Source organism: Paraburkholderia agricolaris, from assembly GCF_009455635.1.
Classification (GTDB): domain Bacteria; phylum Pseudomonadota; class Gammaproteobacteria; order Burkholderiales; family Burkholderiaceae; genus Paraburkholderia; species Paraburkholderia agricolaris.
In genome coordinates, this window is record NZ_QPER01000001.1 from 4,099,670 (window position 1) to 4,120,973 (window position 21,304).

Below are 21,304 nucleotides of genomic sequence, written 5' to 3' on the forward strand. Positions count from 1 at the left end.
TCACGTGCAATCACGCTCCCAGCGTGTGCTGCAGCGCCTGCACAACGATCACTGTCCAGCCGCTCAAGACGATCGCGAATCCCACCGACTTGCGCAGCATCAATGCTTGCCGCTGTTGCGCCTCGCGTACTGAGGACACGCCGCCAAGAGTGGACATCATCATCTGGATCATGATCGTGCTCCTTCGATTCGTATCATTACCGGCGGGGCGCCGCTGCGCCCCACCCTGCTGCATCAACTCAATTCAACTGCTTACTGCTTACTTCTTGCTACTTTCGGCGAGTTCGGCCAGCGCGGCGATCACGCCATCCGCATAGGCCGGATCGGCGCGGCGGAAATGCTCGATCTGACGCGCGACGATTTCCTGCGGCACACCGTTGATATGGCGTGCGATATTGCCGAACAAACGCTGGCGTTGTGCCGCGTCGAACAGGGCGAACAACATACCCGGCTGCGTGTAGTAGTCCTCGTCCTGGCGATGGTCATAACGATCCACCGTACCCGCTGCGAGCGGCGGCTCCGACGCGTTGCTGTCCTGCGCGAAATCGCCGAAGCGATTCGGCTCGTAGTTCACGGTGCCGCCAAGGTTGCCGTCCGTGCGCATCGCGCCGTCGCGATGGAACGAATGATGGACCGGACAGCGCGGCGCATTCACCGGAATCTGATGGTGATTGACGCCGAGACGATAACGCTGGGTGTCGCCATACGAGAACAAACGGCCCTGCAACAGACGGTCCGGCGAGAAGCCGATACCCGGCACCACATTGGCCGGCGTGAACGCGGCCTGCTCCACGTCCGAGAAGTAGTTCGCCGCGTTGCGGTTCAACTCGATCGTGCCGACGTCGATCAACGGGTAGTCCTTCTGTGACCACACCTTCGTGATGTCGAACGGATTGAAGCGATAGTTCGCCGCGTCCGCCTCCGGCATCACCTGAATGGCAAAACGCCATCTCGGGAAGTTGCCGGCATCAATGCTCGTGAGCAAATCCTGTTGTGCGCTTTCACGGTTCTGTGCAACCACCCGCGCCGCTTCGGCGTCGGTAAAGTTCTCGACGCCCTGCATCGACTTGAAGTGGAACTTCACCCAGAAACGCTCGTTGTTCGCGTTGATGAACGAATACGTGTGCGAACCGAAGCCGTGCATCTGCCGGTAGTTCTTCGGAATACCGCGATCGCTCATCAGAATGGTGACCTGATGCAACGACTCCGGATGACGCGACCAGAAATCCCATGCCGCAACATTGCTACGCATGTTGGTGTACGGATCGCGCTTTTGCGTGTGAATGAAGTCCGGGAACTTCAGCGGGTCGCGGATAAAGAACACCGGCGTGTTGTTGCCGACCACGTCCCAGTTACCTTCTTCGGTGTAGAACTTGATCGAGAAACCGCGCACGTCGCGTTCCGCGTCGGCGGCGCCACGCTCGCCCGCCACCGTCGAAAAACGCATGAAAAGCGGCGTGTCCTTGCCGACCTGCGCAAACACCTTTGCCTTCGTGTAACGCGAGATGTCGTGCGTGACCTTCAGCGTGCCGAATGCGCCGGAACCCTTGGCATGAACACGACGCTCCGGAATCACTTCGCGATCGAAGTGAGCGAGTTTTTCGAGCAGCCACACGTCTTGCAGGACGACCGGACCGCGCGCGCCGGCGGTCATCGAATTCTGGTTGTCGGCGATGGGTGCACCGGCTGCATTGGTGAGCTTACGTTCGGACATGCGGGACTCCTGAGTGGCTTTTATCGGAAACAGAACGGGAGAAGTGGTGCGGCGCGCTAACGCTACGGTTCAAGCGGATCAAGCGGCTCAAGCGGATAGGGCCCGGTCGACCAGCAAGGACAGCGCAACCGTGCGCAAACCGCGCACCGATGCGGCGAAGCTGCCGGTGGTCACGCGAGTGGATTGAGCGGCGACGGTTTGGACTTGCTGCGGGTTCGACTGCGTCATGATTTCCTCCGGGTCTTGGGATCGGGCGATCCATGGAGGACACTATAACAATGCTATCGAATTATCGTGTTTGATTAATTTTATCTATTCGATAGGGACTGCAGCTATCGGCACCCGACGCGGCTGGCCGCTCACGGCGGTGCGCGGCGGCCGACCTGGGTACGTCGTGCCGCCTAGTTGACGGCGACGGGCAGATCGAGCTTTTTGACACCCGCCAGATCGCAGGCGTTGATGGCGTCGCAGATCGCTTCGATCGCGGGCATCCGCGTGAAGCTCTTGCGCCAGGCGAGCACGACGCGGCGATCCGGCACCGGTTCGTCGAAAGCGACATAGCTGAGCAAACCAGCGTCGATACCGCCGGCGTGCGGCTTGACTTCATTCACCGACATGCGCGGCAGCACGGTTATGCCGACGCCGCTTGCCACCATATGACGGATGGTTTCCAGCGACGACCCTTCGAAGGTCTTCTGGATGCCGTCTGCGTTCTGCGAGAAACGCATCAGTTCCGGGCACACACCCAGTACGTGGTCGCGGAAGCAGTGGCCGCTGCCGAGCAGCAGCATGGTTTCCTGCTTGAGATCCTCGGCATCGATCCGCGGCCGGTTTTCCCATGCATGACCGGACGGCAGCGCGACGACAAACGGTTCGTCGTAGAGGGGCCGCAGCATCAGACCCGTTTCCGCGAACGGCAGCGCCATGATGGCGACATCGATTTCGCCCTGCTTAAGCAGTTCGATCAGCTTGACCGTGTAATTTTCCTGCAGCATCAGCGGCATCTGCGGAACGCGCTTGATCATCTGCTTGACGAGGGTAGGCAGCAGATACGGCCCGATCGTATAGATCACGCCCAGGCGCAGCGGTCCGACCAGCGGGTCTTTACCCTGTTTCGCGATTTCTTTGATGGCAAGCGTTTGTTCAAGAACGCGCTGAGCTTGCGTGACGATCTGTTCGCCGATCGGCGTGACACTCACTTCGCTGGTGCCGCGCTCGAAAATCTGTACGTTGAGTTCGTCTTCGAGCTTTTTGATGGCCACCGACAGAGTCGGCTGGCTGACGAAACACGCTTCGGCGGCCCGGCCGAAGTGCCGCTCGCGGGCAACCGCGACGATGTATTTCAATTCGGTGAGCGTCATTGGGGGACCAATCAGTGCGGATAGTTCGATAGGTTCTAGTTATACACCTATAGGGTCGGTTCGCCAACTTTTTGGTCCTTCCGGCGCCAGGCGGACGGGTCTGTCCGGTATCAAAAGGCCGTCCTCAAGCCTTCAGATATTGCTCCCGAGCCCCGAGCCAACGGGCCAGGTGCTGCAAGACCACATCGGGATACTTCTCGAGCAAAGCCGCGGCGGCTTCTCTGGCCGGCTCGATGAGCCACTGATCGTTCTGCAGATCGGCGAACCTCAACATGGCCGCACCCGACTGCCGGGCGCCGAGAAATTCCCCCGGACCACGAATCTCGAGGTCGCGCCGGGCGATTTCGAATCCGTCGGTCGTCTCCCGCATGGTCTGCAAGCGCGCCCGCGCCGTCATCGACAACGGCCCGGTATAGAGCAGCACGCAAACCGAAGCCGCACTGCCGCGCCCCACCCGTCCTCGTAACTGGTGCAATTGCGCGAGGCCAAACCGCTCGGCATGCTCGATTACCATCAGCGAGGCATTCGGCACGTCGACGCCCACTTCGATCACCGTTGTCGCCACCAGCAACTGCACCTCGTTGCGCGTGAACGCATCCATCACCGCGGCCTTCTCCACCGGCGCGAGGCGACCGTGCACCAGACCGACATTCAGCTCGGGCAACGCGGCCACCAGCGTCTCGTAGGTCTCCACCGCGGTCTGCAACTGCAAGGTCTCGCTTTCCTCGATCAGCGGACACACCCAGTACACCTGCCGCCCCGTCAGCGCGGCCTCGCGCACGCGGCCAGTCACCTCTTCGCGCCGCGCATCGGAGACCAGTTTGGTCAGAATCGGCGTGCGCCCAGGCGGCAGCTCGTCGATGGTCGAGACGTCGAGGTCGGCGTAATACGTCATTGCCAGCGTGCGCGGAATCGGCGTCGCGGACATCATCAGTTGATGCGGCTGGAAATCGTGCGCGCCGTCGGCCGCGTTCTGCGCCTTGGCGCGCAACGCGAGCCGCTGCGCCACGCCGAAGCGATGCTGTTCGTCGACGATCACCAACCCCAGCCGCGCGAACTCGACCGCATCCTGAATAATCGCGTGCGTGCCGATCACGAGCTGCGCCGTGCCGAGCGCCGCCGCTTCGATCGCGGCACGCTTTTCTTTGGTCTTCAGACTGCCCGCGAGCCACGCGACGCTCACGCCCAGCGGCTCCAGCCAGCCGCGCAATTTGCGTGCGTGCTGTTCGGCAAGGATTTCGGTCGGCGCCATCAGCGCGGCCTGATAACCGGCATCGATCGCTTGAGCGGCGGCCAGCGCGGCTACGATTGTTTTGCCACTGCCGACATCCCCCTGCAGCAGCCGCTGCATCGGATGAGGCTGGGTCAGATCGAGCGCGATCTCGCCGCCCACGCGCTCCTGCGCTTTCGTCAGCGAGAACGGCAATGCCTTCAGCAAACGCGCCACAAGCGCCGCTTCATCGCCCAGCTTGCGGCGCGGCATGGCCGGCGCCGCCCGCGTGCGACGCTCGTCATGCGCGCGCTTCAACGACATCTGCTGCGCCAGCAATTCCTCGAACTTGATCCGCACCCATGCCGGATGCGTGCCGTCGATCAACGCGGTCTCATCGGACTGCACGCCCGGATGATGCAGCGTGCGCACGGCGTCCATCAGCGTGGGCACGCCGAGCGGCTGCATGTAAGTTTGCGCGATCGGCGCGGGTAGCAGCTCCGGCAACGAGGTGCGCGACAACGCGTTGTCAATCGACTTGCGCAGATACGCCTGCGTGACGCCCGCGGTGCTCGGATAAACCGGCGTCAACGCCTGCGGCAGCGGTGTGTCTTCGTCGACTACGCGCACCGCCGGATGCACCATCTCCATGCCGAAGAAACCGCCACGCACGTCGCCGCGCACCCGCAACCGCGCGCCGATTGCCATCTGCTTGACCTGCGAGCCGTAGAAATTCAGAAAGCGCAGCACGAGTTCGTCGCCGGCGTCGTCGCGCAGTTTCACCAGCAACTGGCGCCGCGGGCGATACGCAATCTCGTTGTCGAACACCACGCCTTCGGTCTGTGAGATGCCGCCAGGCAACAGGTGCCCGATCGGCGTCAGCGAAGTCTCGTCTTCGTAGCGCATCGGCAGATGCAGAACGAGATCGATGTCGCGCGTGAGACCGAGTTTGGCGAGCTTGTCGGCGGGCTTGGCCGGGGGTTTGGCACCGCTCTTGGCAGCAAGCTTTCCGCTGGCTTTGCCCGCGGGCTTGTCGCCGAATGGGTTGACTGTTTCACCTTCACGCGCGGCCCGTTCGCTCTCGGGCGCGGCGCCCTCGCCGAGCTCGCTCGAGCCCGCCGCCGCTGCTTTGCCCCGCGCGACGCGGCGCTTGGGCTCGGCGCTCACTTCGTCGGTGGCGGAGGGCATTCGGCGTTCGGACAAAGGCATGGGTTGCTTCGCAAGTACAATATCGGCTGTCAAAGGTGTCGCCGCCAATCAGCGCGCGGGCTCGCGGGCCGCTCCGGCGTCCCGCAATCATAGCCGCCCGGCTCCGGCTTCGGCTCAATTCAGTCTCAATTCGCTTCCAGTCGTCCGCATGTTTACGCTTTCCGATTTCGATTTCGATCTGCCACCCGAGCTGATCGCGCAAGTTGCGCTGCCTGAGCGCAGCGCCAGCCGTCTGCTTGAAGTGGACAACACGGTGAGCCCCGCGCGTCTCACGGACCGCCGCTTTGCCGAGCTACCCGAGTGCATCGCGCCCGGCGATCTGCTGGTCTTCAACGATACCAAAGTCCTGAAGGCGCGTTTCCTCGGCCAGAAGGCCAGTGGCGGCAAGATCGAAGTGCTGGTAGAGCGCCTGACCGGCGAGCGCACGGCGCTCGCGCAGATCCGCGCGAGCAAGAGCCCGCAGCCGGGCACCACGATTCGTCTGGCCGACGCGTTCGACGTAACGGTCGGCGAGCGCGTCGAGCCGTTCTACACGCTGCATTTCCCGGACGACTGCCTGACGCTGATCGAGCAATTCGGCCGACTGCCGCTGCCGCCGTACATCGAGCACGACCCCGACTCGACCGACGAAACGCGTTACCAGACGGTGTTCGCACAGAACCTCGGCGCGGTGGCTGCGCCCACCGCCGGCCTGCACTTCGACGACGCGCTGCTCGCACGGCTCGACGCCGGCGGCGTGGAACGCGCGACCCTCACGCTGCACGTCGGCGCGGGCACCTTCCAGCCGGTGCGCGTGGAAAATCTGGCCGAGCACAAGATGCACAGCGAGTGGTATCACCTGCCGCAATCGCTCGCCGACAAGATCGCGGCGACGCGTGCGCGCGGCAACCGCGTGATCGCGGTGGGCACGACGTCGATGCGCGCGCTCGAAGCCGCCGCGCGCGACGCGGAAGCGGCCGGCCGTCCACTCGGCGCGGCCAGCACGGAAACCGATATTTTCATCACACCCGGTTATCAATTCCGCGTGGTCGACCGGCTGGTGACGAATTTCCATTTGCCGAAATCGACGCTGCTGATGCTGGTGTCGGCATTCGCGGGCGTCGATACAATTCGCGAGGCCTACCGCCACGCGATCGAACAGCGTTACCGCTTTTTCAGCTATGGCGACGCGATGCTGCTGACGCGCCGCGACGCCTGACATCCGGCACGCCGTTTCAAAGTTTTTGTCATCCCCCAAGCCGCCGCGAGACTTTCCGGCGGCGATTAACATTTGCGCCGGACTGTTTTCCGGTAGCACAGGAGTTAACCCATGACCGACGGTCATACCCACGATACGAGCAGTACCTGTAACACCTGCGCAAGCCACGGCGAGCGCCCTGAAAACGGCCTCAAATTCGAACTGCTCGGCACCGACGGCCAGGCGCGGCGCGGCCGCATCACGCTGAATCATGGCGTGGTCGAAACGCCGATCTTCATGCCGGTCGGCACCTACGGCACGGTGAAGGCGGTCCAGCCGCGCGAGCTCGAAGAAATGCACGCGCAGATTATCCTGGGCAATACGTTCCACCTGTGGCTGCGGCCGGGCCTTGAAACGATCGAGGCGCACGGCGGTCTGCACGGCTTCATGGGCTGGAACAAGCCGATTCTGACCGACTCAGGCGGTTTTCAGGTGTTTTCGCTAGGCGATCTGCGCAAGATCACCGAAGATGGCGTCACGTTCGCATCGCCGATCAACGGCGACAAGCTCTTCCTGTCGCCGGAAGTGTCGATGCAGATCCAGAAGGTGCTGAACTCGGACATCGTCATGCAGTTCGACGAATGCACGCCGTATGCGACCAACAACGTGCCGACTTCGCATCAGGAAGCCGCCGATTCGATGCGTATGTCGATGCGCTGGGCCAAACGCTCGATCAACGAATTCAACCGCCTCGGCAATCCGAATGCGCTCTTTGGCATCGTCCAGGGCGGCATGTTCGAAGACCTGCGCGACGAATCGCTGGCGGGTCTCGCGGAGATGGATTTCCACGGCCTCGCAATCGGCGGCCTGTCGGTCGGCGAACCGAAAGAAGACATGATGCGCGTGCTGAACCATATCGGCCCGAAGCTGCCGGCCGACAAGCCGCACTACCTGATGGGCGTCGGCACGCCGGAAGACCTGGTGGCAGGCGTGGCCGCCGGCGTCGACATGTTCGACTGCGTGATGCCGACCCGCAACGCGCGCAACGGCTGGCTCTTCACCCGCTTCGGCGACATCAAGATCCGCAACGCCGCGCACAAAAACTCGCTGCGTCCGCTCGACGAGCAATGCGGTTGCTATACCTGCCGAAATTTCACCCGGGGCTACCTACACCATCTGCATCGTGTAGGGGAAATCCTCGGTGCGCAGTTGAACACGATTCACAACCTGCACTATTACCTCGAGTTGATGCAGGAAATGCGCGACGCGATCGACGCAAAACTGTTCGAGCCCTTCCGCCAGCGCTTCCACGAGAACCGTGCGCGCGGCATCGATTAGCCGGCAAACAGGAATCAACTCACGAATTTGACGGCCGAATCCGTCGGCGCTGCACGGAAAACCTTACAATTAACTTTCGCGCGTGGCAGAAAAGGCTTTAAACGGTTGATCGGAAAGCCGATTCGCCGCGCCGACCCCCGTCAGGCCAGTGGTAGAATAACCGGCTGATTTTTTTGATCGTTTTGATTTATAACGGAGAGACCAACGTGTCGTTCATTTCCAATGCCTTCGCCCAAGGCACAGCAACAGGTGGCATTGAATCGAACCTGATGAGCTTCCTGCCGCTGATCCTGATGTTCGGCGTGCTGTACTTCATCATGATTCGCCCGCAAATGAAGCGCCAGAAGGAACATCGCAACATGCTCGCCGCCATGGCCAAGGGCGATGAAGTGGTGACGAATGGCGGCATCGTCGGCAAGGTGACCAAGGTGGGTGAAGCTTACGTCGGCGTCGAAATCTCGGAAGGCACGGAAATCACCGTGCAAAAAGCGTCGGTCACGACGATTCTCCCGAAGGGCACGATCAAGTCGCTGTAAGGCCTGCTCTCTCGCGTCCGGCGCGGCCTCGCCGGCAGTTCTTGCGGAACCTCGCTGAACGGCCCGCGCTCATCGCCGGACGCATCGCTTCCAAGCCAACCTTCCCGTTGGACCACTCATGAATCGCTACCCCCTCTGGAAATACGCCGTGATGCTGGTGGCTCTGGTCATCGGCCTCGTCTACACCTTGCCCAACCTGTTCGGCGAAGCGCCGGCGGTGCAGGTGTCGAGCGGCAAGGCAACGGTCAAACTCGACTCGACCACGCTGTCGGCAGTCGAAACGGCGCTTGCCGCCAATCAGATCAAGCCTGACGAAGTCACGTTCGACAACTCGTCGACCAACGCGAACATCCGCGTGCGTCTGCTGGACACCGACACGCAATTGCGCGTGAAAGATCTGCTGCAAAAATCGCTGAACAGCGACCCGACCGATCCGCAGTACGTCGTCGCACTGAACCTGCAGAGCGCCTCGCCGCGCTGGCTGACCGCCCTGCACGCGCTGCCGATGTACCTCGGCCTCGATCTGCGCGGCGGCGTGCACTTCCTGCTGCAGGTCGACATGGCCGGCGCGCTCAACAAGAAGCTCGACTCCGACGCCTCGGATGCGCGCACCATGCTGCGCGACAACAACATTCGCGATGGCGGCGTGAACCGCGTCAACCAGACGGTGGTGATCAATTTCGCTGACCAGGCGACGGCCGACGCGGCCACCAAGCAACTGAGCCGCGGCATCAGTGAACTCCAGTGGGCCTCGCAAACCAACCCGGACGGCGGTGTGCAACTGGTCGGCACGTTCACGCCGGCGGTGCAGAAAGCCGTGCAGGACGCAGCGCTCAAGCAGAACATCACCACGCTGCATAACCGCGTGAACGAACTCGGCGTGGCCGAGCCGGTGATCCAGCAGCAAGGCTCGGACCGTATCGTGGTCGAACTGCCGGGCGTGCAGGACACGGCGAAGGCGAAGGACATCATCGGCCGCACGGCAACGCTTGAAGCGCGCCTCGCCGATCCGGTCAATACGCATCCGAATCCGGGCGATCCGGTACCGCCGGGCGACGAGCTGTTCACGCAAGGCAACCAGACGCCGGTGCTGCTGCGCAAGCAGATCATCTTCACGGGTGACCGCATCATCGACGCGTCGGCCGGCTTTGACGAACATCAACGTCCGTCGGTCAACATCCGCCTGGATTCGGCGGGCGGCCGCGCGGTGCGCAGCGTCTCGCGCGACAACATCGGCAAGCCGATGGCGATGGTGCTGTTCGAGAAGGGCAAGGGCGAAGTGCTGACCGTGGCGACCATCCAGTCTGAACTGGGTGACCGCTTCCAGATCACCGGCCAGCCGAACCCGCAAGCTGCCGCCGACCTCGCGCTGCTGCTGCGCGCCGGTTCGCTCGCCGCGCCGATGGACATCATCGAAGAACGCACGATCGGCCCGAGCCTCGGTGCCGACAACATCAAGAAGGGCTTCCACTCGGTGGTCTGGGGCTTTGTAGCGATCGCTGTCTTCATGATCGCGTACTACATGCTGTTCGGCGTGATCTCGATGATCGGCCTGTCGGTCAACCTGCTGCTGCTGATCGCCGTGCTGTCCATGTTGCAGGCCACGCTGACCTTGCCGGGTATCGCTGCTATCGCGCTCGCGCTCGGTATGGCGATCGACGCGAACGTGCTGATCAATGAGCGCGTGCGCGAAGAACTGCGCCACGGTGCGCCGCCGCAACTGGCGATCCAGAACGGCTACGCGCATGCATGGGCGACGATTCTCGACTCGAACGTCACCACGCTGATCGCCGGCCTCGCACTGCTCGCCTTCGGTTCCGGCCCGGTGCGCGGCTTCGCGATGGTTCACTGTATCGGCATCTTGACGTCGATGTTCTCGGCGGTGTTCTTCTCGCGCGGCATCGTCAATCTCTGGTACGGCGGCAAGAAGAAGCTCAAGTCGCTGGCTATCGGTCAGGTGTGGCGTCCGCAACCGGAAGGTATCGACGGCGCCGCGGCTTACCTCAGTAACGACGACACCACGACCGATACGGCACGGGCCGTCGCCGCGGCAAGCGCCAAGCCCAAGGCCAAAGCCGCCCCGGCCCAGGCGCGTGCCGGCAAGCCGACTGTGCGCCGCCGCAACGCGTCCAACACGCCGCAGAAACCGGGTTCATCCCGCTGAGTCCCGGAGAACAAGACCATGGAATTTTTCCGTTTCCGCAAAGACATTCCGTTCATGCAGCGTGCGTTGATCTTCAACGCAATCTCGCTGCTGACGTTCGTCGCCGCTGTATTTTTCCTGCTGCATCGCGGGCTGCATCTGTCGGTGGAATTCACCGGCGGTACTGTCATCGAAGTGCAGTATCCGGGTGCGGCACCGCTTGAACCGGTGCGCGGCACGCTCAACAAGCTGGGCTATCCCGACGCGCAGGTGCAGAACTTCGGCACCTCGCGTGACGTGCTGATCCGTCTGCCGCTCAAGCAGGGCTACACGTCGGCACAACAGAGCGACCAGGTGATGGGCGCGCTGAAGGGCGAGGACCCGCAAGTGCAGTTGCAACGCGTCGAGTTTGTCGGCCCTCAGGTCGGCAAGGAGCTCGCGACCGACGGCCTGATGGCGCTGGCCTGCGTGGTGATCGGCATCGTGATCTATCTGTCGTTCCGCTTCGAATGGAAGTACGCGGTCGCCGGCGTGATCGCGAACTTGCACGACGTGGTCATCATTCTCGGCTTCTTCGCGTTCTTCCAGTGGGAGTTCTCGCTCTCGGTGCTGGCTGCGGTGCTCGCGGTGCTCGGCTACTCGGTGAACGAATCTGTCGTTATTTTCGACCGGATTCGTGAAACCTTCCGCCGCGAACGCAAGATGACCGTGATCGAGGTGATCAACCACGCGATCACGAGCACGATGTCGCGCACGATCATCACCCACGGCTGTACGCAGATGATGGTGCTGTCGATGTTCCTGTTCGGCGGCCCTACGCTGCACTACTTCGCTCTGGCGCTGACGGTCGGTATTCTGTTCGGTATCTACTCGTCGGTGTTCGTCGCGGCGGCGCTCGCCATGTGGCTCGGCGTGAAGCGCGAAGACCTGATCAAGGACAAGAAGGAACGCGTCGATCCGGACGATCCAAACGCAGGCGCGCAAGTCTGATTCTGCTGCAGGCAGACATCTGACTCGATCGCAAAAAGAAAGGCCGGTTCTCTCGAACCGGCCTTTTACGTTTACCGCCTGTGCGCCTTAGCGAAACCCAAGCTTGCGGCGCGCCGCCATCAGCGCCACCAGGCTAATAGCCGCGGCGAGAATCATGTAGTAGCTTGGCGCGGCCTTCGACCCCGTAAAGCTGATCAGCCACGCGATGATGAACGGCCCGAAGCCGCCGAAGATCGTCACGGCGATGTTATAGGCCAGCGACATGCCGGTCGTACGCGTCTGCACCGGGAACATCTCGGAGAGCAAACCCGGCAGCGCGGCAAAGTAGCCGGTCATCAGAAAGCCGAACACGATCTGCAACGCGATCAGCGTGCCGAAGGTCGGATGCGCGACCAGATACACGAAAGCCGGATTGATCAGGATAAGCAGCAGCAGCGCCGAAATCAGCATGATCGTGGTGCGCCCATGGCGATCCGACAGATGGCCGATCAGCGGCGAGAAAACCATCTGGATCAAGCCGGTCAGCGCAATTGCCGCGAACGCAACCGAAGGCGCGAGCCCCAACTGCTTCACGCCGTACGTCGGCATGAACAGCACCAGATAGGTCGACACCGTACCGAGCACCACCACGCCGATCGCAATCACGAGGCGCAGCTTCTGGCTGCTGAAGGTATCGCGCAGCGGCGTGGCGGTGGTTTCCGCCGCAAGGAACTCAGGCGTTTCGTCGAGTTTGGTGCGGATATACCACGCCACCGGCCCGATCAGAAGACCAAAGAAGAACGGCACGCGCCACCCCCACGAGGCCATCTGCTCCGGCGACAGTTTGCCGGTCAACACCACGCCGAAGCCGGCTGCGAGCAGCGTGGTGAGCCCCTGGCTCGCGACCTGCCAGCTTGCGAAGAAACCGCGCCGCCCCGGTACGTGTTCCGCGAGAAACGCCGTCGCGCTGCCGAACTCGCCGCCCGCCGAAAAACCTTGCATCAGGCGCGCGATCACGAGAATGATGGGCGCGGCAATGCCGATGCTTTGATACGTCGGCAGAACCGCGATGATCAGCGTGCCGCACATCATCAACAGAATCGACAGCGTGAGCGCCGCCTTGCGTCCGGCGCGGTCGGCGTAAGCGCCGATCACGATCGCGCCGAGCGGCCGCATGAAGAACGACACGCCGAAGGTGCCGAGCGTCAGCAGCAACGAAACCGTATCGTTGCCCGCCGGGAAAAACAGCTTCGCGATGATGACCGCGAAAAAACCGTACACCACCAGATCAAACCATTCCAGCGCGTTGCCGATCGAGGCGGCCACCACCGCGCGCCATGAATTCTGGCGGCTCTCCGCGAGGCTTGCCGTTGTCGTTGTATTCATACAGATCTCCAATGCGCGCGAAATATTTTTCACGTAAGTTTTACGCCGGGTCTTGCCGAACTGGATGCGCGCACAACCAGTTCGGAACCAGCGCTCTATGTACCTGAAAAATTAAACCGATGCGAGCAGCAAATCACCCGAGGCCGCCGCACAAGGCTTCCGGCGCTTCAGGCGGACAATAAAAAACCGCTTCATCGCAAAAGCGAACGAAGCGGTTTTTTTGTTGCGACGCAGCGGCCGCGCCATGACACGCCTTGAATACCGAGTGGCGCAAGACTCGTTGAAACGCTTATTGCTTGATGCCTTCCGACTGGATATGCAGCTTGGTGTCCATGCTGAAGCCGTACTTGGCGCCGAAATCCATGCCGTACTGGCTGCGGTCGAAATGCGCGCTCGCTTCCACGCCGCACACTTCGCGCTTGAGCACCGGGTGCTGCATGCACTTGAAGGATTCGATCTTCAGATTCAGCGGCTTGGTCACGCCGCGGATCGTCAGGTTGCCGATCACTTCGACGGGCTTGTCGCCGTCGAACCTGATCTCCGTGCCCTTGTAAGTCACCGACGGATACTTGGCGACGTCGAAGAACGCATCCGTCTTCAGATGCTCGTCGAGCTTGCTGTTGCCGGTATCGACCGACGCCGGATCGACCGTGACGTCCACCGTACCGGTCTTCGCCGCGCGGTCGAGCGTGACGGTGCCCGAACTTTTGGTGAACTTGCCGCGCCATACCGACAGACCGCCGAAGTGATCCGCTTCGAAGCTCGGATAGGTGTGGGTCGGGTCGAGTTGATAGGTGTCGGCGGCAGCAAACGCGCCAAGCGAGAACGATGAGGCCAATGCGCCGACGGCGATCAACAGGGAAGTTTTCAATTCAGGCTCCTTACGTTTCTGAAATGCTTGAAGGATAGCGGCTACGCCCAGCGAGCGCAGCGAACATCACTTGCGTGCGGCGACAATATGAAATTTGATCACCACCTCATCGGCGACCACCGAGGTGTCTTTCCATTCGCCGGTGCCGATGTCGAATTGCGAACGCTTGATCGGCAGCGAGCCGTCGAACGTCTGCGTCGCGCCCTGCTGGATGACCGTGACCGGCACCACGACAGTCTGCGATTTACCCTTGATGGTCAGCTTGCCGGTGACCTTGAACTGATTGCCGCCGGCCGGGGCGATCGCGCTCGACACAAAGGTGGCAGTCGGATAGGTCTTCGCGTCGAACCAGTCCTTGCCGCGCACCTGATCGTTGTAACTTTCGTCACCGAGGTCGTAACTGCCGACGTCGATACTGAACTGTGCGCTGCCGTCGGCCGGTTTTGCCGGGTCGAACTTCACCTGCGCGGTGAATTTACCGAACTTGCCTTCCACCGGCACGTTCATCTGCTTTGACGTCGCGGTCACCGAACTTTTGGCGACATCGACTTGCGCAAGCGCACTGCCGGCCGCGGTCAGCGAGGCTGCGGCGAACGCGGCGAGCATATAACGATAAAACGAAACTTTCATGGTTATCCTTATTTGATGAAAGGGAGCATGCGCGACAACAGACCGTCGCGGTCCAGCCATTGATGCTTGAGCGCCGCCACGACGTGCAGCGCGACCAGCACGAGCAACGTGTAATTCAACGCAATATGCACGTTTTTCAACAGTTCCTTGAGGTGCGGGTCCGGTGCGATCAGACGCGGCAGCGGAATCAGGCCGAGGTACACCACCGGCACATTGGCCGCCGAGCTATACAGATAGCCGGAAGCGGGAATCACGATCATCAGCACGTAGAGCAGCAGATGCGTGAGATGCGCGGCGCCGCGCTGCCATGCCGCCATGCGGCGCGGCAGCGGCGGGGCCGCGTGGGTGGCGCGCCACAGAATGCGCAACACGGCGAGCGCGAACACCGTTACGCCGATCCATTTGTGCCAGGAGAAGTAGCGCAGCTTGGTGGGCGTGAAGCCGGGGATGTCGGTCATCACCCAACCGAGCGCGAAACCGCATACGATCAGCAGCGCGATCAGCCAGTGAAAGGCGATGGCAGTCCGCGTGTAGGACTCCCGGCCACCGAAAGAAGGATTGAGTGCCATGACAGGTCAACGCAAGCTAAGAGAGGATAACGGCACAGCCGGCCCTGCTATTCCACGCTGCCAATGCACGCTGCATCGTGCAACTCGATAGAAAGCGTGGCGGCTGCGGCACACGCCAAGGCCGCCATGCTACCGCAAGCGGAAAAAGCCGGCTTGGCCAGGTCCCATGCAACGCTGGCGGCCGGCATTGCCGGCGGTGCGAAAATTTTCCCACGTACCGAACGGTATTGAACAATTGGGGACGGAGAGTGTCAGAATCAGTCGATTGTATGTAAGACTAGCCCTGATGCCGACGCCGCTTGCCACACATCGGCGGCTGGGCCAACGGCCGGCCCGGCGGCGAAGCGCGTTTGATACTATTGCTCCACGCTTACTGTTCCACTTTTTCTCCGGCCCTGCCCCGAAACCGGCATTGCACGCCTGTCCTCACGTCGTTAGCCCTTCTGCCGTATGGAACATAACAACCTGATTGCGTGCCATGAATGCGATGCGCTGTTCAGCAAGCCCCGGCTTGTCGGGCGGGCGGTCGCGCGCTGCCCGCGTTGCGGCGCGACGCTCTATCGCGGCGTCTCCCGCAAGCTCGACAGCATCTGTGCGATGACACTGGCTGCGCTGATCACCTTCATCATTGCCCAGGCTTTCCCGATCGTCGAACTCGAAACCAACGGCATCACCTCGCAGACCACGCTGTTCGGCGCGCTCATCGCGCTATGGGGCGAGGACATGCAGATCGTCGCGGTCATGGTGTTCTGCTCGACCATCCTGTTCCCGCTGACCGAGCTGGTCGCGCTGCTCTACGTGCTGATCCCGCTGCGCGCCGGTTACGTGCCGGTCGCCTTCAATCACGTGTTGCGCGCCATTCAGTTCGTGCGGCCGTGGGGCATGATCGAAGTATTCATGCTTGGCGTGCTGATTACCATCGTGAAGATGGTGAGCCTCGCCCGCGTGATTCCCGAAGCGGCGCTCTTTGCGTTCGGCGTGCTGACGCTGATGATCGCCGTGGTCCTCACGTTCGATCCGCGCGTGCTGTGGGATCTCGCCGACGAAATGAACGACCGCAGCAAGAAACCGGCACCGCGCACCGCCGCGGATAGCGCCGCGGCTGCCGTCAGTTCGCTCGACCTGCCGCCCGCGCCGCCCGAGGTGCAAGGCACGAGTCAATCCGCATTGCCGCCGGGCGTACCCCCGGCGCCGCGTCAAGGATGAGCGCGCGATGAAATATGTGACCGCGAAGAGCGCGGGTCTGGTCTCCTGCCACGCGTGCGGACGCGTGGAGCCGCGCATCCGCTCCGTCACGCCGCAGCACTGCAGCCGTTGCGGCGCGGTGCTGCACCGGCGCAACCCCGACAGCCTGATGCGCACCTGGGCACTGCTGATCGCAGCGGCCTTGCTGTATATTCCGGCGAATTTGCTGCCGGTGATGCATACGTCGTCGCTGCTCGGCTCGGAAGACGACACCATCATGAGCGGTGTCGTGTACTTCTGGACCTCGGGCGACTGGCCGTTGGCCGTGATCGTGTTTATCGCCAGCATCATGGTGCCGATGCTCAAGCTCAGTGTGCTCGTGCTGCTCACCGCCACTGCGCAGCGCCGCTCGCGCTGGCGGCCGGAGCAACGCACCACGCTCTACCGGATGGTCGAGCGGATTGGGCGCTGGTCGATGCTCGACGTGTTTGTCGTCACGCTCACCGTCGCGCTGGTCCGCTTCAAGTCGCTTGCCGTGATCACGGCCGGACCGGGCGCGATCGCCTTCGGTTCGGTGGTGATTCTGACGATGATGGCATCCATGCAATTCGATCCACGGCTCATCTGGGACAACGTGGAAGGCCGTACCCAAAAACCTCAGGACCTCGACCATGACTAGCCCGCAAGGACCGACGCCCGCCTCCGATGCGCCGCGCAACGATTCGAACGGACCGAAGCTGCCGCCCCAATTGCCGGACCCTGACATCGAGCCGCGCAGCCGCTGGCTGCCCTCGCTCGTCTGGGTGATTCCGCTGATCGCCGCGCTGATCGGCCTCGCGCTCGTGATCAAGTCGGTGACCGAAAAAGGCCCGACCATCACGCTCAGCTTCATTAGCGCCGAGGGCCTCGAGCCCGGCAAGACCAAGGTCAAGTACAAGGACGTCGATGTCGGCTCGGTGAAGACCATCACGCTGTCGAAAGATCTTTCGCACGTGCTGGTTCAGGTGCAGCTCACCAAGGAAGGCGAAAGCTTTGCAGTGAAGGATTCGCGCTTCTGGGTGGTGCGCCCTCGCGTCGGCGCGAGCGGCGTATCCGGGCTGACCACGCTGCTCTCGGGTGCGTACATCGGCGCGGACGCCGGCCATTCGCCGGACACCGAAAAGAACTTCGTCGGCCTCGAAACGCCGCCGCCTATAACGGGCGACCAGAAGGGCCACCAGTTTATTCTGCACGGCGACTCGCTCGGTTCGATCGACATCGGTTCGCCGATCTTCTACCGGCGTGTGCAGGTCGGCCAGGTGGTCGGCTTCTCGCTCGACAAGGACGGCACCGGCGTAACGATGCAGGTCTTCGTGTCGGCGCCGTTCGACCAGTACGTCGGCACCAATTCGCGCTGGTGGCATGCGAGCGGTGTCGATCTGCGGCTCGACTCGAGCGGCTTCAAGCTGAACACGCAATCGCTCGCGACGGTGATCGTCGGCGGCTTGTCGTTCCAGTCGCCGCCGGGCCAGGGCGTGGGCGCACAGGCGCCGAACAACATGACGTTCCGCCTCGCCTCGGATGAACAGGACGCAATGCGCGAGCCGGACGGTGTGCCGTTGCGCGTGGTGATGAACTTCAACCAGTCGCTGCGTGGGCTGTCGGTCGGCGCGACCGTCGATTTCCGCGGCATCGTGCTGGGCCAGGTGACCAACATCGGCATCGACTACGATCCGAAGACGCGCAGCTTCACGATGCCGGTCACGATGAATCTGTATCCGGACCGTCTCGGCAAGCGCTTCCGCGAAACCGCGCCGACACCGGGTACGCTCGCCGGCCAGACCTTGCTGCAACAGCTCGTCAAGCACGGCTTGCGCGGCCAGTTGCGCACCGGCAATCTGATTACGAGCCAGTTGTATGTGGCGCTCGATATCTTCCCGAAAGCGCCGCCGGCCACGGTTGACGTAACGGGCGATCCGCTCGAGTTGCCGACCATTCCGAACACGCTCGACGAGCTGCAACTGCAAGTTGCCGACATTGCGAAGAAGCTCGACAAGGTGCCGTTCGACGAGATCGGGACGAACCTGAACAGCGCGTTGAAGAATGCCGACCAGCTGTTCACGCGACTCGACAAGGAAGTCGTGCCGGAGGCGCGCGACACGCTGGCCTCGGCGAAGCGCACGTTCGGTTCGGCAGAGGCGACGTTGCAGCAGGACTCGCCGTTGCAGTCGGATGTTCATCAGGCGTTGCAGGAACTGACACGCACGTTGCAGTCGCTGAATGCGCTGTCGGATTATCTGGAGCGTCATCCGGAATCGCTGTTGCGCGGTAAATCAGGAGATAAACCATGACGTTTGCCCGGCTCCCCCGCCCGCCGCGCGGGCTTGTGCGCGGCGCTGTTTATGTCGGCGCTCTGGCCGGACTGGTGGCGATGGCGGCGTGTTCGTCGCCGAGCAGCCGCTTTTATACGCTCGGCGCGGATGGCGCGCCTGCCGGTTCCGCGGCGCCGGTCAGCGCCCGGACGGCTGCGCCTGCGTGGCTGATCGAAGTCGCGCCGATCGATGTGCCGCCGCAAGTGGCGAAGAATCAGTTGGTGGTGCAGACGGGGCCGACGCAGGTCAAGGTACTCGAACAGGAACGTTGGGCTTCGTTGCCCGGTGACGAGATTCGCCGGGCTTTGTCGACCAGTCTGACGCAGCAGTTGGGCACGATCGATGTGTATGGCACCGCGTATCCGGATACGACGCCGGTGTATCGGGTCAGCATGAATGTGCAGCGGTTCGAGTCGTGGCCGGGGTCGCATGCGTTGATCGATGCGGTCTGGAGTGTGCGGGCTGTGCGTGGGACGGCTGTGATGACGTGCCGGAGTGTGGTGAGTGAGCCGGTTAGCGGCGGCTACGATGCGCTTGTTGATGGGCATAGGGCTGCGTTGCAGCGGGTTGCTTTGCAGGTGGCTAGTGGTGTGCAGGCTATGGCTGCTGCTGGTGCTGGTGCTGCTAAAGGTGGCTCCGCCGGGAAGGGAGTTGGGATTGCTGCGCCAGCGTGTCCTCCCGCTGTGGAGGCTCGTGCCGCTGGCAGTTGAAAGAGGGTTTTGCCTTGTCGGCGGGGTTGTTGGTTAGCCTGGCCCTTTGGCCTTTCCTTGCTGTGTTAGTGGTCTATTAGCGTTGCCCCTGTGCGGGGCGGCACTTACTTTCTTTGCGGCGGTGTATAGACCGGAGACATAGCTGACAGGTGTGCGGGGACATGGTTGACACTTCCGGGTACTAAAACACCCGGTCCCGACCATGCCCTGGAACGCAAGAGACACCATGAGCCTCCGACAGGAATTTGTTCATCTGGCCAGTCAGGACACGCTGACGATGACCGAGCTGTGCCAGCGCTTTAACATCAGCCGGCAGACCGGCTACAAATGGCTCCATCGCGGCGAGCATGCGCTGGCAGATCAATCCCGACGCCCGCTCAGCAGTCCGTCGAAGACCCCCACTGCGATGGAGCAGGAAGTGGTACGGCTGCGCCAGGCCCATCCGCGCTGGGGCGGACGCAAGATCAGCCGGCGCCTGCGTGATCTGGGCCTTGAGGCGGTGCCGCAGCCCAGCACCGTGACCGACATCCTGCACCGGCACAACCTGATCCTGCCGGCCGATTCAGCGATGAGCCAACCCTGGAAGCGCTTTGAGCACGAGCAGCCTAACGTACTCTGGCAGATGGACTTCAAGGGGCACTTTGAGACCCTCGGGAAGGAGCGCTGCAGCCCCCTGACGGTACTCGACGACCACTCGCGCTTCAGCATCCTGCTGCGCGCCTGTGGACCCACCGACACCGCTACCGTGCAGACGGGATTACGGGAGGCGTTTGGACACTATGGCCTGCCGTTACGCATCAATACCGATAACGGCTCGCCGTGGGGTTCGCCTGGCAGTCCGGGGCAACTCACCGAACTGGCCGTCTGGCTGATCCGGCTGGGTATCCGCATCAGTTACAGCCGGCCTTACCACCCGCAGACCAACGGCAAGGACGAGCGGTTTCACCGTACGCTGAAGGCTGAAGTACTGAACGGACGAAGCTTCGCTACCCAGCAGCACGTGCAACAGGAACTGGACCGCTGGCGCACCGTATATAACTGCGAGCGCCCGCATGAGGCGATCGGCATGGACACGCCCATCAGCCGTTACCGGCCGAGCCCCCGGGCGTATCCATCGATCCTGCCGGAGCCGGAGTACGGCCCGGATGACATGGTGCTGCTGGTTAAATCGGATGGCCGGCTACGCTTTGAAGGACGGCACCTCAAGGTCTCGAATGCACTTTATGGACTGCCGGTTGCGGCACGCGCAAAGCCGGGCGAAGACGGCGTATTTGAATTCTGGTTTGCCCATCACCGCATCCTCACCCTTGACCTGAGGAGCGACAATCACTGACCATAAAGTGTCAATGATGTCTCCGCACGTTTGTCAACCATGTCTCCGGTCTATACACGGCGGCAAAGAAAGTAAGTGCCGCCCCGCACAGGGGCAACGCTAATAGACCACTAACACAGCAAGGAAAGGCCAACACCTCAAAACCACAACCAAAACCACCCCGCCGAGCAGGCCAAAACCTCATCCCCCACCCACGGCGAACAAAAAAAACATCAAGCCGAAGGCTTCTTATAAGCAACGCAATCAACCTCAACCCGGCAATCAATCACCATAGAAGAAACCACACAAGCCCGAGCCGGCGGATTCTCGCCGAAGTATTCCCGAAACACCTTGTTGAAAGAAGCAAAGTCCCGCGGATCGTCGAGCCACACGCCGCAACGGACGACATGCTCCGCCCCATACCCCGCTTCCTTCAGAATGGCGAACACATTCTGAATCGCCTTGTGCGATTGCTCAACGATCCCGCCATTGATCACCTCACCGTTTTCCATCGGCGTCTGCCCGGAAACGAACAACCAGCCATCGGCCTCGACAGCCCGAGCAAACGGCATATGTTGACCACCGGTACCCTTACCACCCTCAACACCATATCGCTTCATCATCCAACTCCTT

Annotated in this window: 21 protein-coding genes; 10 read left to right on the forward strand and 11 right to left on the reverse strand. The window is 62.1% G+C overall.

Features of this window, described 5'->3' with window-relative positions:
• Window positions 1–10: 10 nt before the first annotated feature.
• From GH665_RS38770 to recG, 5 genes are all read right to left on the reverse strand, one after another.
• Complete coding sequence (locus GH665_RS38770; RefSeq protein ID WP_167530963.1) at window positions 11–172, reverse strand: hypothetical protein; 162 nt, start codon at window positions 170–172, stop codon at window positions 11–13.
• A gap of 87 nt (window positions 173–259) precedes the next feature.
• Window positions 260–1,714 carry a catalase gene (locus GH665_RS17990; RefSeq protein ID WP_153137196.1) on the reverse strand — a complete coding sequence of 485 codons (1,455 nt, stop codon included), beginning with the start codon at window positions 1,712–1,714 and terminating at the stop codon, window positions 260–262.
• Between the two features lie 87 nt (window positions 1,715–1,801).
• Entirely contained in the window at window positions 1,802–1,942 is a 141-nt protein-coding gene (locus GH665_RS38775) for a hypothetical protein (RefSeq protein WP_167530964.1), read from the reverse strand.
• 173 nt (window positions 1,943–2,115) lie between these two features.
• Window positions 2,116–3,075 (reverse strand): LysR substrate-binding domain-containing protein, encoded by a 960-nt coding sequence (locus GH665_RS17995; protein ID WP_153137198.1) that lies wholly within the window; start codon window positions 3,073–3,075, stop codon window positions 2,116–2,118.
• Window positions 3,076–3,199: 124 nt separating this feature from the next.
• Window positions 3,200–5,494: an ATP-dependent DNA helicase RecG gene (gene recG, locus GH665_RS18000; protein ID WP_153137200.1), complete on the reverse strand. Its 2,295-nt coding sequence runs from the start codon at window positions 5,492–5,494 to the stop codon at window positions 3,200–3,202.
• Window positions 5,495–5,642: 148 nt separating this feature from the next.
• On the opposite strand from recG, the gene queA reads away from it, so the two are divergent.
• The 5 genes from queA (at window position 5,643) to secF (ending at window position 11,678) form a co-directional block, all read left to right on the forward strand.
• A complete protein-coding gene (gene queA, locus GH665_RS18005) occupies window positions 5,643–6,692 on the forward strand; it encodes a tRNA preQ1(34) S-adenosylmethionine ribosyltransferase-isomerase QueA (protein WP_153137202.1) in 1,050 nt (349 codons plus the stop codon).
• Window positions 6,693–6,803: 111 nt separating this feature from the next.
• On the forward strand, window positions 6,804–8,009 hold the full coding sequence (tgt, locus tag GH665_RS18010) for a tRNA guanosine(34) transglycosylase Tgt (protein WP_153137203.1): 1,206 nt from the start codon (window positions 6,804–6,806) through the stop codon (window positions 8,007–8,009).
• A 206-nt stretch (window positions 8,010–8,215) separates the two neighbouring features.
• On the forward strand, window positions 8,216–8,545 hold the full coding sequence (gene yajC / locus GH665_RS18015) for a preprotein translocase subunit YajC (protein ID WP_007179286.1): 330 nt from the start codon (window positions 8,216–8,218) through the stop codon (window positions 8,543–8,545).
• 118 nt (window positions 8,546–8,663) lie between these two features.
• On the forward strand, window positions 8,664–10,709 hold the full coding sequence (secD, locus tag GH665_RS18020) for a protein translocase subunit SecD (RefSeq protein WP_153137205.1): 2,046 nt from the start codon (window positions 8,664–8,666) through the stop codon (window positions 10,707–10,709).
• Window positions 10,710–10,727: 18 nt separating this feature from the next.
• Window positions 10,728–11,678: a protein translocase subunit SecF gene (gene secF, locus GH665_RS18025; RefSeq protein ID WP_153137208.1), complete on the forward strand. Its 951-nt coding sequence runs from the start codon at window positions 10,728–10,730 to the stop codon at window positions 11,676–11,678.
• A gap of 87 nt (window positions 11,679–11,765) precedes the next feature.
• Here the strand turns inward: secF and GH665_RS18030 are convergent, their stop codons facing one another.
• The 5 genes from GH665_RS18030 to GH665_RS18045 all read right to left on the reverse strand — a co-directional run bounded on the left by GH665_RS18030 (window position 11,766) and on the right by GH665_RS18045 (window position 15,113).
• A complete protein-coding gene (locus tag GH665_RS18030; RefSeq protein WP_153137210.1) occupies window positions 11,766–13,043 on the reverse strand; it encodes an MFS transporter in 1,278 nt (425 codons plus the stop codon).
• Between the two features lie 111 nt (window positions 13,044–13,154).
• Complete coding sequence (locus tag GH665_RS39450) at window positions 13,155–13,289, reverse strand: hypothetical protein (protein ID WP_281357246.1); 135 nt, start codon at window positions 13,287–13,289, stop codon at window positions 13,155–13,157.
• A 43-nt stretch (window positions 13,290–13,332) separates the two neighbouring features.
• On the reverse strand, window positions 13,333–13,902 hold the full coding sequence (locus GH665_RS18035) for a YceI family protein (protein ID WP_153138567.1): 570 nt from the start codon (window positions 13,900–13,902) through the stop codon (window positions 13,333–13,335).
• A 78-nt stretch (window positions 13,903–13,980) separates the two neighbouring features.
• Window positions 13,981–14,544: a YceI family protein gene (locus tag GH665_RS18040; protein WP_153137212.1), complete on the reverse strand. Its 564-nt coding sequence runs from the start codon at window positions 14,542–14,544 to the stop codon at window positions 13,981–13,983.
• An 8-nt stretch (window positions 14,545–14,552) separates the two neighbouring features.
• Window positions 14,553–15,113: a cytochrome b gene (locus GH665_RS18045; RefSeq protein WP_153137215.1), complete on the reverse strand. Its 561-nt coding sequence runs from the start codon at window positions 15,111–15,113 to the stop codon at window positions 14,553–14,555.
• 450 nt (window positions 15,114–15,563) lie between these two features.
• Here GH665_RS18045 and GH665_RS18050 point away from each other — a divergent pair, with 450 nt between their 5' ends.
• From GH665_RS18050 to GH665_RS18070, 5 genes are all read left to right on the forward strand, one after another.
• Window positions 15,564–16,319 carry a paraquat-inducible protein A gene (locus GH665_RS18050; protein WP_153137217.1) on the forward strand — a complete coding sequence of 252 codons (756 nt, stop codon included), beginning with the start codon at window positions 15,564–15,566 and terminating at the stop codon, window positions 16,317–16,319.
• A gap of 7 nt (window positions 16,320–16,326) precedes the next feature.
• On the forward strand, window positions 16,327–16,977 hold the full coding sequence (locus GH665_RS18055; RefSeq protein WP_153137219.1) for a paraquat-inducible protein A: 651 nt from the start codon (window positions 16,327–16,329) through the stop codon (window positions 16,975–16,977).
• Complete coding sequence (locus tag GH665_RS18060; RefSeq protein WP_153137220.1) at window positions 16,970–18,628, forward strand: PqiB family protein; 1,659 nt, start codon at window positions 16,970–16,972, stop codon at window positions 18,626–18,628. Before GH665_RS18055 ends, GH665_RS18060 begins: the two co-directional genes overlap by 8 nt.
• Window positions 18,625–19,359: a PqiC family protein gene (locus tag GH665_RS18065; RefSeq protein WP_153137222.1), complete on the forward strand. Its 735-nt coding sequence runs from the start codon at window positions 18,625–18,627 to the stop codon at window positions 19,357–19,359. The genes GH665_RS18060 and GH665_RS18065 overlap by 4 nt, the downstream gene beginning before the upstream one ends.
• Before the next feature lie 202 nt (window positions 19,360–19,561).
• Window positions 19,562–20,692, forward strand: coding sequence for an IS481 family transposase (locus GH665_RS18070; RefSeq protein WP_153137224.1), 1,131 nt, complete (start codon window positions 19,562–19,564; stop codon window positions 20,690–20,692).
• A 212-nt stretch (window positions 20,693–20,904) separates the two neighbouring features.
• Here GH665_RS18070 and GH665_RS18075 read toward each other — a convergent pair whose 3' ends face one another.
• Window positions 20,905–21,291 (reverse strand): RidA family protein, encoded by a 387-nt coding sequence (locus tag GH665_RS18075; RefSeq protein WP_028200605.1) that lies wholly within the window; start codon window positions 21,289–21,291, stop codon window positions 20,905–20,907.
• Between the last annotated feature and the right edge of the window lie 13 nt (window positions 21,292–21,304).

Excerpts from the sequence above, each read along its gene's own strand:
- GH665_RS38770 (WP_167530963.1), bottom strand. The coding sequence starts at position 172 with ATGATCCAGATGATGATGTCCACTCTTGGCGGCGTGTCCTCAGTACGC.
- GH665_RS17990 (WP_153137196.1), bottom strand. The coding sequence starts at position 1,714 with ATGTCCGAACGTAAGCTCACCAATGCAGCCGGTGCACCCATCGCCGAC.
- GH665_RS38775 (WP_167530964.1), bottom strand. The coding sequence starts at position 1,942 with ATGACGCAGTCGAACCCGCAGCAAGTCCAAACCGTCGCCGCTCAATCC.
- GH665_RS17995 (WP_153137198.1), bottom strand. The coding sequence starts at position 3,075 with ATGACGCTCACCGAATTGAAATACATCGTCGCGGTTGCCCGCGAGCGG.
- recG (WP_153137200.1), bottom strand. The coding sequence starts at position 5,494 with ATGCCTTTGTCCGAACGCCGAATGCCCTCCGCCACCGACGAAGTGAGC.
- queA (WP_153137202.1), top strand. The coding sequence starts at position 5,643 with ATGTTTACGCTTTCCGATTTCGATTTCGATCTGCCACCCGAGCTGATC.
- tgt (WP_153137203.1), top strand. The coding sequence starts at position 6,804 with ATGACCGACGGTCATACCCACGATACGAGCAGTACCTGTAACACCTGC.
- secD (WP_153137205.1), top strand. The coding sequence starts at position 8,664 with ATGAATCGCTACCCCCTCTGGAAATACGCCGTGATGCTGGTGGCTCTG.
- secF (WP_153137208.1), top strand. The coding sequence starts at position 10,728 with ATGGAATTTTTCCGTTTCCGCAAAGACATTCCGTTCATGCAGCGTGCG.
- GH665_RS18030 (WP_153137210.1), bottom strand. The coding sequence starts at position 13,043 with ATGAATACAACGACAACGGCAAGCCTCGCGGAGAGCCGCCAGAATTCA.
- GH665_RS39450 (WP_281357246.1), bottom strand. The coding sequence starts at position 13,289 with ATGGCGCGGCCGCTGCGTCGCAACAAAAAAACCGCTTCGTTCGCTTTT.
- GH665_RS18040 (WP_153137212.1), bottom strand. The coding sequence starts at position 14,544 with ATGAAAGTTTCGTTTTATCGTTATATGCTCGCCGCGTTCGCCGCAGCC.
- GH665_RS18045 (WP_153137215.1), bottom strand. The coding sequence starts at position 15,113 with ATGGCACTCAATCCTTCTTTCGGTGGCCGGGAGTCCTACACGCGGACT.
- GH665_RS18050 (WP_153137217.1), top strand. The coding sequence starts at position 15,564 with ATGGAACATAACAACCTGATTGCGTGCCATGAATGCGATGCGCTGTTC.
- GH665_RS18055 (WP_153137219.1), top strand. The coding sequence starts at position 16,327 with ATGAAATATGTGACCGCGAAGAGCGCGGGTCTGGTCTCCTGCCACGCG.
- GH665_RS18060 (WP_153137220.1), top strand. The coding sequence starts at position 16,970 with ATGACTAGCCCGCAAGGACCGACGCCCGCCTCCGATGCGCCGCGCAAC.
- GH665_RS18065 (WP_153137222.1), top strand. The coding sequence starts at position 18,625 with ATGACGTTTGCCCGGCTCCCCCGCCCGCCGCGCGGGCTTGTGCGCGGC.
- GH665_RS18070 (WP_153137224.1), top strand. The coding sequence starts at position 19,562 with ATGCCCTGGAACGCAAGAGACACCATGAGCCTCCGACAGGAATTTGTT.
- GH665_RS18075 (WP_028200605.1), bottom strand. The coding sequence starts at position 21,291 with ATGAAGCGATATGGTGTTGAGGGTGGTAAGGGTACCGGTGGTCAACAT.